The following is a 16,069-nucleotide window of genomic DNA, read 5'->3' on the forward strand; positions in this document are numbered from 1 at the left end:
GCGGCCAAAACGGGGGAGGCGTGAGAGCGCACATTCCGTGTATAACTACGGCGAACCTTCTGAGGAGAGGCGTCGATGCACATCGGGATACCTAAGGAAACCCGAGACGGGGAAACCCGTGTCGCAGCAACACCGGAGACCGTCAAGAAGTACGTGGGCGGCAAGCACACCGTCGTTGTGGAAAGTGGAGCCGGCGCCGCCGCCCGCTATCTCGATGATGCCTATGTTGCCGCGGGCGCCACGCTCGGTTCAGCCCAGGATGCCCTGGGCGCCGAACTGGTCATGAAGGTTCGCGCGCCCGCACCCGAAGAATTGCTCCGCATGAAGCCGGGTGCCGTGGTCGTAGGCATGCTCGACCCCTTCGACGCCGAAGGTCTGGCGCAAATGGCCGCCGCGGGCCTGACCGGCTTCGCGCTGGAAGCCGCGCCGCGCATCACCCGCGCGCAAAGCCTGGACGTGCTGTCGTCGCAGGCCAACCTGGCCGGCTACAAGGCCGTGCTGCTTGCGGCCCATCACTACGGCCGGCTGATCCCCATGATGATGACCGCCGCCGGCACCCTGAAAGCCGCGCGCGCCGTCGTCCTGGGCACCGGCGTGGCCGGCCTGCAGGCGATCGCCACCGCCAAGCGGCTGGGCGCAGTGGTCGAAGCCTCCGACGTACGGCCCGCCGCCCGCGAACAGGTCGAATCGCTGGGCGCCAAATTCATCGACGTGCCGTTCGAGACCGAGGAAGAGCGCGAGATCGCGCAAGGCACGGGCGGCTACGCGCGGCCCATGCCGCCCGCCTGGATGGCGCGCCAGGCCGCGCTGGTGTCCGAACGCTGCAAGCAGGCGGACATCGTCATCACCACCGCGCTGATCCCGGGACGCCCCGCCCCCACGCTGGTTTCGGCGGACACGGTCGCGGCCATGAAGCCGGGCTCGGTGCTGGTGGATCTTGCCGTCGAACGTGGCGGCAACTGCCCGCTGTCGGAAAAAGGGCAAATCGTCGAAAAGCACGGCGTGACGATCATCGGGCTGACCAACCTGCCCGGATTGGTCGCGACCGACGCCTCGGCGCTCTACGCGCGCAACATCCTGGATTTCCTGAAGCTCATCATCAATGCGGACGGCGCGCTGGCGATCCAGCGCGACGATGAAATCGTGGCAGCCTGCCTGGTGTGCGAAGGCGGCAATGTGACGCGGAGGACGTGACCATGGAAGCGATCAACCCCACCCTGATGAATCTGATCATCTTCGTGCTGGCCATCTATGTCGGCTATCACGTGGTCTGGAACGTCACGCCCGCGCTGCACACGCCGCTCATGGCGGTCACCAATGCCATTTCCGCGATCATCATCGTCGGCGCGATGCTGGCCGCCGCGCTGACCGAAGGCGGACTGGCGCGCGGCATGGGCGTATTCGCGGTGGCGCTGGCCGCCGTCAACGTCTTTGGCGGTTTTCTCGTGACGCGGCGCATGCTTGAAATGTTCAAGAAGAAGGACCGCAAGCCGGGCAAGGAGGAAGCGAAATGATCTCGCTGAACCTCGTCACCCTGCTCTACCTGATTGCCTCGGTCTGCTTCATCCAGGCGCTCAAGGGCCTGTCGCATCCCACCACCTCGCGTCTGGGCAACGCCTTCGGCATGGCCGGCATGGCGATCGCCGTGGTGACCACCGCGGCGCTCATCATCGGGCTGGCGCGCAGCGGCACGGCCACGATCGGGCTGGGCTGGGTCGTGCTGGGGCTGCTGGTCGGCGGTTCCATCGGTACGCTGATGGCCAAGCGCGTCGAGATGACCAAGATGCCCGAGCTGGTCGCCTTCATGCACAGCATGATCGGCCTGGCGGCGGTCGCGATCGCCGTGGCCGTCGTGGCGGAGCCGCACGCCTTCGGCATCGCGCCGCCCGGCATGGCCATCCCGACCGGCAACCGCTTCGAGCTCTTCATCGGCACGTTCGTGGGCGCCATTACGTTCTCGGGTTCGGTCATCGCCTTCGGCAAGCTGTCCGGCAAATACAAGTTCCGGCTGTTCCAGGGCGCGCCCGTGGTGTTCCCCGGCCAGCACATGCTGAATCTGGCGCTGGCGCTGGCGATGCTGGGTTGCGGCCTCTGGTTCATGCTCACGCAGGAATGGACGCCGTTCATCATCATGACGCTCATCGCCTTCGTGCTGGGCGTGCTGATCATCATCCCGATCGGCGGCGCGGACATGCCGGTGGTGGTGTCGATGCTGAACAGCTATTCCGGCTGGGCGGCGGCGGGCATCGGCTTCTCGCTGAACAACCCCATGCTGATCATCGCCGGCTCGCTGGTGGGCTCGTCGGGCGCCATCCTGTCCTACATCATGTGCAAGGCGATGAACCGGTCGTTCTTCAACGTGATCCTGGGCGGCTTTGGCGGGCAAGCGGGCGGCGGCGCGGCGGCAGGCGACGCGCAGCAGCGCAGCGTCAAGTCGGGCAGCCCGGACGACGCGGCGTTCCTGATGACCAACGCCGAAAGCGTCACCATCGTGCCGGGCTACGGCCTGGCTGTCGCGCGGGCCCAGCATGCGCTGAAGGAACTGGCCGAAAAGCTGACCGCGCGGGGCGTGACCGTGAAGTACGCGATCCATCCGGTGGCCGGCCGCATGCCCGGCCACATGAACGTGCTGCTGGCCGAGGCCGAAGTGCCTTACGACCAGGTCTTCGAGATGGAAGACATCAACAGCGAGTTCGGCCAGACCGACGTGGTGCTGGTGCTGGGCGCGAACGACGTGGTCAACCCGGCCGCCAAGAACGATCCCAAGTCACCCATCGCCGGCATGCCCATCCTCGAGGCCTACAAGGCGCGCACGGTCATCGTGAATAAGCGCTCCATGGCCTCGGGCTATGCCGGGCTGGACAACGAACTGTTCTACATGGACCGCACGATGATGGTCTTCGGCGACGCCAAGAAGGTGCTCGAAGACATGGTCAAGGCCGTGGAGTAACCACAACGCCAGGCGCTGCGCGGGCGGCTAGCCCTGCGCAGCGCGGCGCAACTGCTCGTCGACCACTTCGACCCAATGGCGCACCGGCGTATCGGTGCCGCTTTGCAGATGGCCGATGCATCCGATGTTGGCCGACAGGATCACATCGGGACTGCCCACCGCGATGGCGCCCAGCTTGCGGTCACGCAGCTCCAGCGCGATGTCCGGATTCAATACCGAATACGCGCCCGCCGATCCGCAGCACAGATGCTTGTCCGCGAACGGCTGCAGCTCAAATCCCAGATCGACCAGCAATTGCTCTGACAACGGCCGCAGCCCTTGCCAGTGCTGCAACGTGCACGGCGGGTGAAACGATGCCCGCGTACCGACCGGCAGACGCGACCGCAGCATGTCGGCGTGCGGCGCGACAATCTCCGCCACGTCCTTCACCAGCGCCACGATGTCGGCGGCTTTCTGCGCATACGCTGGGTCGTGGCGCAGATGGTGCGCGTATTCCTTGACCATGGCGCCGCAGCCCGACGCATTCATGACGATGGCCTCGACCTTGCCGTCCTGCACCAGCGGCCACCACGCGTCGACGTTGGCGCGCATCTGCGCCACGGCTTCGTCCTGCGCGTCCAGGTGAAAACTGACCGCGCCGCAGCAACCGGCGCCCGGCGCGATGCGCGCGCCGATGCCGACCGCATCCAGCACGCGGATGGTGGCGGCGTCGATGGTGGGCATCATGGCCGGCTGCACGCAGCCCGCCAGCATCAGGACCTGGCGATCGTGTCGCGCCACCTGCGGTAGCGGTCCGGCGTCGCGGCGTTCCGGCACCTTGCGCCGCAGGGCCTGGGGCAGGATGCCGCGCAGGCTCTGAGCCAGACGCATGGCCGGCGCGAACATCGGCGACAGCATTGCCTTGCGCAGCAAGGTGCGTTTGGTCCTGTCGCCCCACGACCGCTCCACGCGCTCGTCCACGATCTTGCGGCCGATGTCGACGAGGTGGCCGTACTCGACGCCGGACGGGCAGGTGGTCTCGCAATTGCGGCAGGTCAGGCAGCGGTCCAGATGCTGCTGCGTGGATTGCGTGGGCTCCTTGCCCTCCAGCACCTGCTTGATGAGATAGATGCGTCCGCGCGGGCTGTCCAGTTCGTCGCCCAGGACCTGATACGTGGGACAGGTGGCCGTGCAGAATCCGCAATGCACGCAGCGGCGCAGAATCGCGTCCGCCTCGTTGCCCAGATCGGTGCCGCTCGCCCAGGAAGCCAGATTGGTTTGCATGATGTCCTACAGCTCCAGGACCAGGCGGCCGGGGTTGAAGAGGCCGGCGGGATCGAGTTCCTGCTTCAGCCTGCGGGTGATTGCGCCGACACCCGGCGCAAGCGGATGGAACACGCCATCGGCGGGCGGCGGGGTATCGGCGGGCCGGAACAGCGTCGCGTGACCGCCATGTCGGGCCGCCATATCGCGCATTTCGGCGGCATCGCGCTGACCGCTCAGCCAACGCTGGCCACCGCCCCACTCCACCAGCATCGGCCCCAGTTCCAGATCGGGGGTGGTTGGCGGCAGGGCCAGCCGCCACAATGGCCGGTCTGGCGCAAAGAACGGGTGCGTCTGCTCGCGCAACGACCGCCACCATGCGTCGGCCGCATCGGGCGCCAGCACATCGCCGCCGATCAGCGCCCGCGCGCTGGCCAGCGCGGGCGGCGCGCCCGACAGGCGCACCATCGTCATGCCGTCCGCGCCGTCGGCATCGCTTGACCAGCTCGATGCCGAGATCGGCAGCGGCTTGCCGCGCCAGAAGGCAAAGTTGGCCAGTGCCTGCGCCTGCGTCGCGGGCAACGCCAGCGTCATCTCTTCCATCGGCTTGGGCACGACCTTCAGCGACACCTCGAGGATGGCGCCGAAGATGCCGTGCGAGCCGGCCAGGAGGCGCGACACGTCATAGCCCGCCACGTTCTTCATGACCTCGCCACCGAAGGAAAGGATGCGTCCTTCCGAATCCAGCAGTTGCGCACCGAGCACGAAATCCTTCAAGGCGCCGGCGCTCATGCGGCGCGGGCCCGACAGGCCGGCCGCGACGCAGCCGCCCACCGTCGCGGTCGGCGCAAAATGCGGCGGCTCGAAAGCCAGCATCTGGCCGTGCTCGGCAAGCGCGGCCTCCAGTTCGGCCAGCGGCGTGCCGGCGCGCACCGTCACCACGAGTTCGGATGGGTGGTAGCTGACGATGCCGCGGTACGGCGTCATATCCAGCAGGCAATGGCCATCCTGCGGCCGCACGGGACGGTAGTTACCGTAGAACCGCTTGCTGCCGCCGCCCATCACGAACAGGGGTTTGTGGCCGGCACGGGCCGTCATGACCTGGTCGCACAATTCCGACAGGACAAAATCCATAAGGGATACGTCCTAGAAACGGGCGAGATCGGGGAAGCGCAGTTCTCCCGCATGGACGTGCATCTTGCCGTATTCGGCGCAGCGTGCCAGCGTGGGGATGACCTTTTCAGGATTCAGCAGGCACGGCGGATCAAAGGCCCGCTTGACTGCCAGGAACGCGTCGAGTTCTTCGCGAGAGAATTGCACGCACATTTGATTTATCTTCTCCATTCCCACACCGTGCTCTCCGGTCACGGTTCCTCCCACCTGCACGCACAGCTCAAGAATGGCCGCACCGAATTTCTCGGCGCGCTCCACCTCGTCCGGCTTATTCGAATCGAACAGGATCAGCGGATGCAGATTGCCGTCGCCGGCATGAAAGACGTTGGCGCATCGCAGGCCGAATTCGTCTTCCATCTGTTCAATGGCGCCCAGTACGCGCGCCAGATGACGGCGCGGAATCGTGCCGTCCATGCAGTAGTAATCGGGCGACACGCGCCCGGCAGCGGGAAACGCGTTCTTGCGCCCCGCCCAGAATTTCAACCGTTCCGCTTCGGATGCCGACACCTGGCAGCGCGTGGCGCCGGCTTGCCGGAACACGGCCTCCATGCGTGCGATCTCGTGCGCCACCTCTTCGGGCGTGCCGTCCGATTCGCACAGCAGGATGGCCTGCGCGTCCATGTCGTAGCCCGCGCGGACAAACGGCTCGACCATGTGCGTGGCGCGGCGGTCCATCATTTCAAGACCCGCCGGAATCATGCCTGCCGCGATCACCTGCGTGACCGCGTTGCCTGCCGCCTCGACGCTGGAAAAACTGGCCATGACGACCTGCTGGCAGGCCGGCTTGGGAATGAGCTTGACGGTCACTTCGGTCACGACGCCCAGCATGCCCTCAGACCCGACGAACACAGACAACAGGTCCAGTCCGGGCGCGTCCGGCGCGTGCGATCCCAGTTCGACCACGTCGCCGTCGATTGTGACCACACGCACGCGCAGCACGTTGTGCACGGTCAGGCCGTATTTCAGGCAATGCACGCCGCCAGAGTTTTCCGCGACGTTGCCGCCGATGGAGCACGCGATCTGGCTCGATGGGTCCGGCGCGTAATACAGCCCATACGGCGACACGGCTTCGGAGATCGCAAGATTGCGCACGCCCGGCTCGACGATCGCGGTCGTGCTGGCCAGGTCGATATGCTTGATCCGGTTGAATTTGGACAGCCCAAGCAACACCCCTTGGCTGTGCGGCATGGCGCCGCCCGACAATCCCGTTCCGGCGCCGCGCGCGACAATAGGCGCGTTCAGGCGCTTGCAGATGCGCATGATGGCCTGCACCTGCGCTTCCGTTTCGGGCAAGGCGACGACCGCGGGAATCGAGCGGTAAAGGGATAGGCCATCGCATTCGTAAGGACGGGTGTCCTCTTCGCGATAAAGCACACAGTGCGCGGGCAACGCGGCCGACAACGCCTCGATGAGCTGCTGCTGCGAATAAGGCGCCTGCACTTGTGCCAGGCCGGTTTCGACCAGTGAATTCATGAGCGCAACAATAGCGCGTGTGCCCATGTTAATCAGGCCGGGATTTACCCGCACCTGACGCATTTACCGGCATTTGCGGCCAGTTCATACGTAACCGGCCGTAAACCGTGAAGCAGCCTGTCGCGTAAAAGCAGCAGGCGCTGACGGATCGAGGGAGGCGTTTGCAGCCTCCCCCTGTTGATTACCAGGACACGATCTTGCCTGGATTCAGGATGTTGTTCGGGTCAAACGCGTGCTTCAGGCTGCGCATCAGATCCAGCGCGTCTTCGCCGTGTTCTTCCGCCATGAATTGCATCTTGTGCAGGCCGACGCCGTGCTCGCCCGTGCAGGTGCCATCGGCAGCGATGGCGCGGCGCACGAGGTTGTGATTGATGGCTTCCGATTCCTGCCATTCCTGCGCGTTGTCAGCGTCCAGCAGCATCAGCACATGGAAGTTGCCGTCGCCCACGTGGCCAACGATGGTGTACGGGAAGCTTGCGCGGTCCAGTTCCTCGACGGTGTCGCGCACGCAGTCGGCCAAACGCGAAATCGGCACGCAGACGTCGGTGGTGCTGGCGCGGCAGCCGGGACGCAACTGCAGGCCCGCAAAATACGCGTTGTGGCGCGCAGTCCAGAGGCGGCTGCGGTCTTCCGGGCGCTCGGCCCATTCGAAGTCCATGCCGCCGTGTTCGGCCGTGATGGCCTGCACGGTTTCGGCCTGCTCCTGAACGCCGGCGGGGCTGCCGTGAAATTCAAATACCAGTAGCGGCGTTTCGCGCAGGGTCAGCTTGCTGTGCAGGTTGACGGCACGCACGCTGGCGGCGTCCATGAACTCGACGCGCGCGATCGGCACGCCCATCTGGATGATCTCGATCACGCTCTGCACGGCGGCGTCCAGCGTCGGGAAATTGCAGACGGCGGCGGACACGGCTTCGGGCTGTGGATACAAGCGCACGGTCACTTCGGTGATGATGCCGAGCGTGCCCTCGCTGCCCACGAAAATGCGCGTCAGGTCGTAGCCGGCCGACGACTTGCGGGCGCGGCCCGCGGTGCGGATGATGCGGCCGTCCGCGGTGACGACGGTCAGCGACATGACGTTTTCGCGCATCGTGCCGTAACGCACGGCATTGGTGCCAGACGCGCGGGTGGCGGCCATGCCGCCCAGGCTGGCGTCAGCGCCCGGGTCAATCGGAAAGAACAAACCGGTGCTGCGGATCTCTTCGTTAAGCTGCTTGCGCAGCACGCCGGCCTGCACCGTGGCGGTGAGGTCTTCGGCGTTGATGGCGAGAACCTTGTTCATCTGCGACAGGTCCAGGCTGATGCCGCCCTGGATCGCAAGAATGTGGCCTTCGAGCGACGAGCCGGCGCCGTACGGAATCAAGGGAACGCGGTGCTCGTTGCACACCTTGGCGACGAATGCGACATCTTCCGTCGAGTGCGCGAAGACCACGGCGTCGGGCAGCATGGCCGGATAAGGCGATTCGTCGCGGCCATGGTGTTCGCGCACGGCGGCCGATTCCGACAGGCGGTCGCCAAAGTGCGCACGCAAGGCATCCAGACAGGCGGCCGGAACCGCGCGGCGCAACGATTCGGCGTGCAAGGGAGCGTTCATGATCTCGTGGTTTCCCGGGTTCGATAATCCGAATATTCTACGCCGCCTCGCGTGCTGCGCCGCACACCGCCCCAGGCTGACGGTGCGCGGCGTGAATCCCCCTCATTTTCCGGAATCGCTTGCCGGAATCACTTGCCGGATTTACTTGCCAGACGTCAGCGCCACGCGGCGGCGTTCGCGCACGGCTTGCGCCAGGCGCTCCAGCACGGCCACGGACGCATCCCAGTCGATGCAGCCGTCGGTGATGCTCTGGCCGTACACCAGCGGTTGGCCCGGCACCATGTCCTGGCGGCCGCCCAGCAGATGGCTTTCAACCATGACGCCGACCAGGCGCGCATCGCCGGCTTCCATCTGGCGCGCCACGTCTTCGACGACGAGCGGCTGGTTCTCCGGCTTCTTGCTGCTGTTGGCGTGGCTGGCGTCGACCATGATGCGCTGCGCGAGACCGGCCTTGGACACGTCCTGGCAAGCGGCGTCCACGCTGGCCGCGTCGTAATTCGGCGTCTTGCCGCCGCGCAGGATGACGTGGCAGTCCTCGTTGCCCGCCGTGGACACGATGGCCGAATGGCCGCCCTTGGTCACCGACAGGAAATGGTGCGGCTGCGAGGCCGCCTTGATCGCATCGACGGCGATCTTCACGTTGCCGTCCGTGCCGTTCTTGAATCCCACCGGACACGACAGGCCCGACGCCAGCTCGCGGTGCACCTGGCTCTCCGTCGTGCGCGCCCCGATCGCCCCCCAGGAGACCAGATCCGCGATGTACTGCGGCGTAATCATGTCCAGGAACTCGCATCCCGCCGGCAAGCCCATGCTGTTGATGTCCAGCAGCAGTTCGCGGGCGACGCGCACGCCCTTGTTGATGTCGAAGCTGCCGTCCAGGTCGGGATCGTTGATCAGGCCTTTCCAGCCCACGGTCGTGCGCGGCTTCTCGAAGTACACGCGCATCACGATTTCCAGGTCCGCGCTCAGGCGGTCGCGCACGGGCTTCAAACGCTTGGCGTATTCGATGGCGGCGCGCGTGTCGTGGATGGAACACGGACCGATCACGACGATCATGCGATCGTCCATGCCGTGCAGGATGCGGTGCATGCCTTGCCGCGCGGCGAAGACGGTCTCGGACGCCTCCTTGGTGCACGCGAACTCGCGCATCACGTGCGAGGGCGGATTCAGTTCCTTGATTTCTCGAATACGAAGGTCATCGGTGTTGTGCGACACGGTACTGCTCCTGGGTTGCCCGCCACGGCGGCATAAAAAAAGCCGCCAGATCTGCTGGCGGCTTTTTTGGGGGGATTCTGTCCAAACTTCAGATTGAGCGCGTCCCTTCCTCCGCCAGCGGCTTCAGAAAACCAAAAAAATAAAAATAAAAGGCGGGGGACGCGAATTTCATGGGGACCGACTCTAGCACAGTTTTTTGAGGGCGTCACGCCGGATTTTTGCCGGATGCCGCCCCCATTTATGCCATCAGGCCGTGCCGCCGACCGTCAGGCCTTCCATGCGGACCGTCGGCATGCCGACACCGACGGGCACGCTCTGGCCGTCCTTGCCGCAGGTGCCCACGCCAGAATCCAGCTGCAGGTCGTTGCCGATCATGGTGACGCGGTTCATGGCGTCGGGGCCATTGCCGATGAGCGTGGCGCCCTTGACCGGATACGTAACCTTGCCGTCTTCGATCATGTAGGCCTCGGAGGCCGAGAACACAAACTTGCCGTTGGTGATGTCGACCTGGCCGCCGCCAAAGTTGACGGCATACAGGCCCCGCTTGACCGAGGCGACGATTTCGTCGGCGGGCTTGTCGCCGGCCAGCATGTACGTGTTGGTCATGCGCGGCATGGGCAGATGCGCGAAGGACTCGCGGCGGCCGTTGCCAGTGGCCGCGGTCTTCATCAGGCGCGCATTCAGCGTGTCCTGCATGTAGCCGCGCAGAATGCCGTCTTCGATCAGGACATTGCGCTGCGTGGCATTGCCTTCGTCGTCGATGTTGAGCGAACCGCGGCGGTCGGGAATCGTGCCGTCGTCGATCACGGTGACGCCCTTGGACGCCACGCGCTCGCCGATGCGGCCGGAGAACACGCTGGATCCCTTGCGGTTGAAGTCGCCTTCCAGGCCATGCCCGACGGCTTCGTGCAGCAGGATGCCAGGCCAGCCCGAGCCCAGGACAACCGTCATTTCGCCGGCCGGTGCGGGACGCGCCTCGAGGTTGATCATGGCTTCGTGCACGGCGCGCTCGACATAGCCCTGCAGCATCTCGTCGGTGAAGTAGGCCAGGCCCAGCCGCCCACCGCCGCCGGCGTGACCCATTTCGCGACGGCCATTGCGTTCGGCAATCACGGTGAGCGACAGGCGCACGAGCGGGCGCACGTCTGCGGCCAGGCGGCCGTCGCTGCCCGCGACCAGCACCACGTCGTATTCCGCGCCCAGTCCGGCCATGACCTGGATCACGTGGGGATCGCGCGCCCGCGCCATGCGCTCGATGCGCTCGAGCAGTGCGACCTTTTCGGGCGCGCTGAGGCTGGCGACGGGGTCGATGTCCGCATACAGGCTACGGCCCATCTCGGCCTCGACGTGAGCGGCGACCTTGACCTTGCCGGCGCCGCGGCGCGCGATGCCGCGCACAGCGTGCGCCGACGACAGCAGCGCGTCGGGCGACAGGGAATCCGAATAGGCGAATGCAGTCTTTTCGCCGCTGACGGCCCGGACACCCACGCCCTGGCTGATGGAGAAACTTCCCGTCTTCACAATCCCTTCTTCAAGACTCCAGCCTTCGCTGCGCGTGTACTGGAAATACAGGTCGGCGTAATCGACCTTGTGGGTGAAGATTTCACCCAGTGCCCGCGCCATGTCCGCTTCGGTCAGCCCCCAGGGGTCGAGCAGAAGGGATTTGGCGGTGGCCAGGGAAGCAATGGCGGGATCGATGATTTTCATAGGCTCAGTTCAGGAACGGCACCGGGGCCGCGCATGCGCGTCATGGCGCTCAAGACCGTATCGTACCGCCGACAAGGACCCGGCGTCGCGCCGGACACCAAAAGTCGCGGTGCGCCGTAGTGGCAAATGCGGCACGCCATGCGGGACAAAATGATCTCGCATTATCTTGCCCATACAGATGGGGGCGGCATACTGGGCATCAAGTTAAGTATCAAGTTAAGCAATTACGCCCGGACCGCATTGCCTATCAGACGATTTCGATCTTGTCGTACGACCTGACAACAAAATGAAATCCGAGGGACGGAACACCGTTGTTCCGGGGGTATACCACCGCAGGGGGGTCACAAAGCCATAATGTATAACGCGTGCGTTTGCGACAAATTCAGCACGCAGCGAGCGCTCGGTTATTGACGCCAGACTCGCTTCGATAGTTCCCCGCGCTAGCTTGCAGACCGACGATTTCGTCAGCCTGCAAGCCATTCCTGGGGTTGTCCGACAATCAACGATCCCAATGCAAACCCGTTAGCCAAGCGGCAGCTTGTTTCAGTTTGTCCCAAATTTAAGATATTGCTTCCTATGTTGTGAAAATTGCGGCGACCCGCAAGCGGTAAGTCTTCCCGCGCTTTTGATACAAAGTAATTAGTCTGAGAATGACGATACCCCGACTTAAATTCTGTATTATGCGAAGCACAACAAATAAATAACTTCGCCGGCGATTAAAGCAGTTCCATAATCAGGAATAAACCATGGCCCGAGAAACCTACGCAGCTCTGCAAGCAAAGATCGAAAAGGAAATCAACAAGCTCCAAAAGAAGGCCGAAGTCCTCCAGACGAAGCGCCGCAAGCCGGTGATCACGTCCATCATCACGTCGATGCGCGAGTACGACATCACGCCTGAAGAAATCATCGCCGCCTACGGCGCCGGCAAGCCCGCCCGCGCTGCCACGGGTGGCCGCCGCAAGGCCAGCGCCCCCGCCCGCGCAGGCGGCGCCGCGAAGCGCGCGGTGGCGCCCAAGTATCGCCACCCGCAAACCGGAGAAACCTGGAGCGGCCGCGGCAAGGCGCCGCGCTGGCTCGCTGCCGAAGAAGCCGGCGGCGCAACCCGCGAGAGTTTTCTTATCAAGGAATAAAACCTATTCCTCAGTAAGAAATAAAACGGCGCACCATCATGGTGCGCCGTTTTTATTTTAGGAAACCACCGCCGAGAACCTTCCCGGCTCAACGCGCGGGGAATTGAATCTCTCGTTCAGCGCCGTTATTGCCGGGGAAATTGTCGAATATGGCGCGCACCAGATAGGGCATGGTGCGAAGCAAATCATCGCGCTCGCTCAAAATGAAGGCGGTCGAACGGTATACCTCGGCACCGCCCTGCTGGGTATCCCGTATGAAGAGCGACAGCGAATTGCGCTGGACCACCATGGGCACGTCGACCCAGTCCGGACCCCAGAAACCCGCGCCCATGCCCCACGGTCCTGGCCCATAAAAACCGCCATAGCCGCCATAGAAATACGGATCGTACGGACGGCGCACCATCACCTGCGTCTGTGTGGTGCCATAACGGAACGACACCTCGAAGCGGGCCTTTACGCCTTGGCGGGCTTCGACCAGACCCGTAGCGCCGATACCCGCGCGCACCATGTCCTGGAACGACTGATATTCCAGATTATTGATTTGGGATGGGTCGGCGGGAACAAACTGATAGGTCTGGCCTTCGACAGCCGCCGGCCATTGCTGAAACGACGTCACGCGGGCCGAGACGGTCGGCGCGGCGCAGCCCGTCAACGTCATCGCCCCCAGGACGGCAAGAATACCGGCCCACCGGCCAAGACTGCTGAACCAAGACGACCTGGACATTTGCAACTCCTTCAGCGCACGACGGCGCCATCATAACGAGCTTTGACATAAGCGCTTGCCAAAAGTTTTCAGGCTAGCCCGTAAGCCCAAGGTTCCGCTCATCGGCCAGCCACTACAATAGCCTTCTTGTTCATACAGGACTGCAAATCCCATGCGCACCGACACGCCCGTTACCGTTTACCGCAAGGATTACCAGCCCTACCCCTACGAAATTCCCGAAGTCGCCCTCGCCTTCGACCTCGCGCCCGACGCGACCGAAGTGCGCTGCACGATGCACGTGCAGCGCAGGCCTGAGGCCAGCGCCGACGCCGCCCTGATCCTGGACGGAGAAGAGTTGGAACTCGTGTCGGTAGGCGTGAATGGCGAGCCGCTGCCCGCCGCCAGCTACCACCTTTCCGAGCACACCCTCACGCTGCGTGGCCTGCCCGCCGACGCCACGGTTGAAATCGTCAGCCGCTGCAAGCCGTCCGCCAATTCCACCCTGATGGGTTTGTACGTGTCGGGCGGCAATTTCTTCACGCAATGCGAGGCCGAAGGCTTCCGCCGCATTACGTGGTTTGCTGACCGCCCCGACGTCATGTCGCGTTATCGCGTGACGCTGCGCGCGCAGCCCGAGTATCCCGTGCTGCTGTCCAACGGCAACCTGATCGCCTCGCGCCAGTTGCCCGACGGCCGCAACGAGGTCGAATGGGAAGATCCGTTCCCCAAGCCCTGCTATCTGTTCGCGCTGGTGGCGGGCAACCTCACGCATCGCGAAACCACAGTCAAGACGGTCAGTGGCCGCGATGTGCTGCTGCAGGTCTACAGCGACCCCGGCTCCGAAACCAAGACCGAATGGGCGCTGGATTCGCTGGTGCGTTCGCTGCGCTGGGACGAAAGCCGCTTCGGGCTTGAACTGGACCTCGACCGCTTCATGATCGTGGCCGTCCATGACTTCAATATGGGAGCCATGGAAAACAAAGGTCTGAATATCTTCAACGCGGCTTACGTGCTGGCCGATCCGCAGACGGCCACCGACGCGAACTACGAAGGTATTGAATCGGTAATCGGGCACGAATACTTCCACAACTGGACCGGCAACCGCGTCACCTGCCGCGACTGGTTCCAACTGAGCCTGAAAGAAGGCCTGACAGTCTTCCGCGACCAGGAATTCAGCGCCGACATGATGGCGCGCGACATGGACGCCGCAGCCGCGGCCAGCGCGCGCGCCGTCAAGCGCATCGATGACGTCGTGGCGCTGCGCGCCGCGCAGTTCCCTGAAGACGCCGGCCCCATGGCGCATCCGATCCGTCCGGAAAGCTACCAGGAAATCGGCAACTTCTACACGGCCACCGTGTACGAAAAAGGCGCCGAGGTCATCCGCATGCAGCACACGCTGCTGGGCGAAACCGGCTTCCGCGCGGGCATGGACGAATACTTCCGCCGCCACGACGGCCAGGCCGTAACGTGCGACGATTTCGTCGCCGCTATGGAATCGGTTTACGTCAAGCAGCATCCCGGCCGCGACCTGTCAGTGTTTCGCCGCTGGTACCGGCAGGCCGGCACGCCCCGCGTTTCGGTCAGGCTCGATCACGACGCCGCCGCGCGCCGTTGCACCGTGACACTCACCCAGTCGTGCCCGCCCGTCGGCGTCGAAAAGAAGGCCGGCCCGGACTACGTCAAAGCGCCCTTCCACATTCCCTTTGCGATCGGCCTGCTGGACCGCGATGGCAATGCGCTGCCGCTGCGCCACGAGGGCGCCGTCGTGGACACCGCACTGCTGGAACTGACCACGCAAAGCCAGCAATGGGTATTCGAAGATATCGCCGAACGGCCCGTGCCTTCGCTGCTGCGCGACTTCTCCGCGCCGGTCATCGTGGATTACGACTGGTCCAACGAAGAACTGGCGCTGCTGTCCGCACACGACGGCAATCCGTTTGCGCGCTGGGAAGCCGGCCAGGAACTGGCCACCCGCCAGATTCTGGCGCTCGCGGACGCCCGCCAGGCGGGCCGTACGCTGCACGCCGAGGCGGCTTTCATCGACGCCTGGCGCGCGTTGCTCACCGATCCCGCATTGGATGCCGCCTACCGTGCGCGCGCCTTGGCGCTGCCGTCGGAAAAGACACTGGCCGAACGCATGCAGGAGGTGGATCCGCCCGCTCTGGCCGTGGCACGCGACTTCCTGCGCGCCGAACTGGGCCGTCAACTCCAGGCCGAGTTCCGCCGCGCCTTCGACGAGAACCAGACGCCGGGCGAGTACAGCCCTGCCCCGATTCCCGCCGGCATGCGCGCCCTGAAGAATCTGGCGCTCAGCCACCTGATGGCGGCCGGCGAGCCCGAAGCCCAGCGCCTGGCCGAACAACAGTACGCCAATGCGGGCAACATGACCGACAGCATGGCCGCGCTGACTGCCCTGATCAATTTCGGACAAGGCGACTTCCCGCAGCAGGCGCTGGCCGCTTTCTATACGAAATGGAGCGCCAATCCGCTGGTGGTGGACAAGTGGTTCGCGTTGCAGGCGGCCGCCCGCTCGACAACCGTGCAGACCGCCCGCGAGCTGATGAAGCACCCGGCCTTCACGCTGCGCAACCCCAATCGCGCCCGCGCGCTGATTTTCCAGTTCTGCCTCAACAACGCCCGCGGCATGCACCATCCGGACGGCTCGGGCTATGCCTTTTGGGCCGAGCAGGTGCTGGCGCTGGACGCGCTGAACCCGGAAATCGCCGCGCGCCTGGCGCGTGCGCTGGACAACTGGTCGCGCTTCGTCCCCACGCTGCGCGCGCCCATGCAGGCCGCGCTTGAAAAAGTGCGCCAGCACGACGGCCTGTCGCGCAACGTGCAGGAAATCGTATCCAAGGCTTTAGAATTCGCCGCATAGGGAGATC

Annotated in this window: 12 protein-coding genes; 5 read left to right on the forward strand and 7 right to left on the reverse strand. The window is 64.5% G+C overall.

The genetic code is table 11. The features are described from left to right. Positions 1-75 precede the first annotated feature (75 nt). Genes MHZ91_RS02585 through MHZ91_RS02595 form a run of 3 tightly spaced genes read left to right on the forward strand, consistent with a single transcriptional unit; the run spans position 76 to position 2,950 of the window. Positions 76-1,194 carry a Re/Si-specific NAD(P)(+) transhydrogenase subunit alpha gene (locus MHZ91_RS02585; protein WP_239212373.1) on the forward strand — a complete coding sequence of 373 codons (1,119 nt, stop codon included), beginning with the start codon at positions 76-78 and terminating at the stop codon, positions 1,192-1,194. Between the two features lie 2 nt (positions 1,195-1,196). Beyond that, positions 1,197-1,514, forward strand: a complete 318-nt coding sequence (locus tag MHZ91_RS02590; protein WP_006224972.1) for an NAD(P) transhydrogenase subunit alpha — start codon at positions 1,197-1,199, stop codon at positions 1,512-1,514. Beyond that, positions 1,511-2,950, forward strand: coding sequence for an NAD(P)(+) transhydrogenase (Re/Si-specific) subunit beta (locus tag MHZ91_RS02595; protein WP_175138768.1), 1,440 nt, complete (start codon positions 1,511-1,513; stop codon positions 2,948-2,950). The genes MHZ91_RS02590 and MHZ91_RS02595 overlap by 4 nt, the downstream gene beginning before the upstream one ends. 27 nt (positions 2,951-2,977) lie before the next feature. On the opposite strand, the gene glcF is transcribed toward MHZ91_RS02595, so the two are convergent. The 6 genes from glcF to tldD all read right to left on the reverse strand — a co-directional run bounded on the left by glcF (position 2,978) and on the right by tldD (position 11,351). Further along, positions 2,978-4,213 (reverse strand): glycolate oxidase subunit GlcF, encoded by a 1,236-nt coding sequence (gene glcF / locus MHZ91_RS02600; protein ID WP_239212374.1) that lies wholly within the window; start codon positions 4,211-4,213, stop codon positions 2,978-2,980. A gap of 6 nt (positions 4,214-4,219) precedes the next feature. Next, positions 4,220-5,326: a glycolate oxidase subunit GlcE gene (gene glcE / locus MHZ91_RS02605; protein WP_175124619.1), complete on the reverse strand. Its 1,107-nt coding sequence runs from the start codon at positions 5,324-5,326 to the stop codon at positions 4,220-4,222. Positions 5,327-5,338: 12 nt separating this feature from the next. Then, positions 5,339-6,838, reverse strand: coding sequence for an FAD-linked oxidase C-terminal domain-containing protein (locus tag MHZ91_RS02610; protein ID WP_175138771.1), 1,500 nt, complete (start codon positions 6,836-6,838; stop codon positions 5,339-5,341). Positions 6,839-7,019: 181 nt separating this feature from the next. After that, positions 7,020-8,429, reverse strand: coding sequence for an FAD-binding oxidoreductase (locus MHZ91_RS02615; RefSeq protein WP_175124621.1), 1,410 nt, complete (start codon positions 8,427-8,429; stop codon positions 7,020-7,022). Positions 8,430-8,570: 141 nt separating this feature from the next. Next, on the reverse strand, positions 8,571-9,644 hold the full coding sequence (gene aroG / locus MHZ91_RS02620; RefSeq protein WP_175124622.1) for a 3-deoxy-7-phosphoheptulonate synthase AroG: 1,074 nt from the start codon (positions 9,642-9,644) through the stop codon (positions 8,571-8,573). A 246-nt stretch (positions 9,645-9,890) separates the two neighbouring features. Beyond that, a complete protein-coding gene (tldD, locus tag MHZ91_RS02625) occupies positions 9,891-11,351 on the reverse strand; it encodes a metalloprotease TldD (protein WP_239212375.1) in 1,461 nt (486 codons plus the stop codon). Between the two features lie 746 nt (positions 11,352-12,097). On the opposite strand from tldD, the gene MHZ91_RS02630 reads away from it, so the two are divergent. Further along, complete coding sequence (locus MHZ91_RS02630) at positions 12,098-12,481, forward strand: H-NS family nucleoid-associated regulatory protein (RefSeq protein WP_056567295.1); 384 nt, start codon at positions 12,098-12,100, stop codon at positions 12,479-12,481. 88 nt (positions 12,482-12,569) lie between these two features. On the opposite strand, the gene MHZ91_RS02635 is transcribed toward MHZ91_RS02630, so the two are convergent. Continuing rightward, positions 12,570-13,205 (reverse strand): DUF4136 domain-containing protein, encoded by a 636-nt coding sequence (locus tag MHZ91_RS02635; RefSeq protein ID WP_175124624.1) that lies wholly within the window; start codon positions 13,203-13,205, stop codon positions 12,570-12,572. 151 nt (positions 13,206-13,356) lie between these two features. Here MHZ91_RS02635 and pepN point away from each other — a divergent pair, with 151 nt between their 5' ends. Further along, positions 13,357-16,062, forward strand: a complete 2,706-nt coding sequence (gene pepN / locus MHZ91_RS02640) for an aminopeptidase N (RefSeq protein ID WP_239212377.1) — start codon at positions 13,357-13,359, stop codon at positions 16,060-16,062. Positions 16,063-16,069: the final 7 nt, after the last annotated feature.

This window comes from Achromobacter sp. ACRQX (assembly GCF_022346505.1).
In the GTDB taxonomy this organism is placed as follows: domain Bacteria; phylum Pseudomonadota; class Gammaproteobacteria; order Burkholderiales; family Burkholderiaceae_B; genus Achromobacter; species Achromobacter animicus.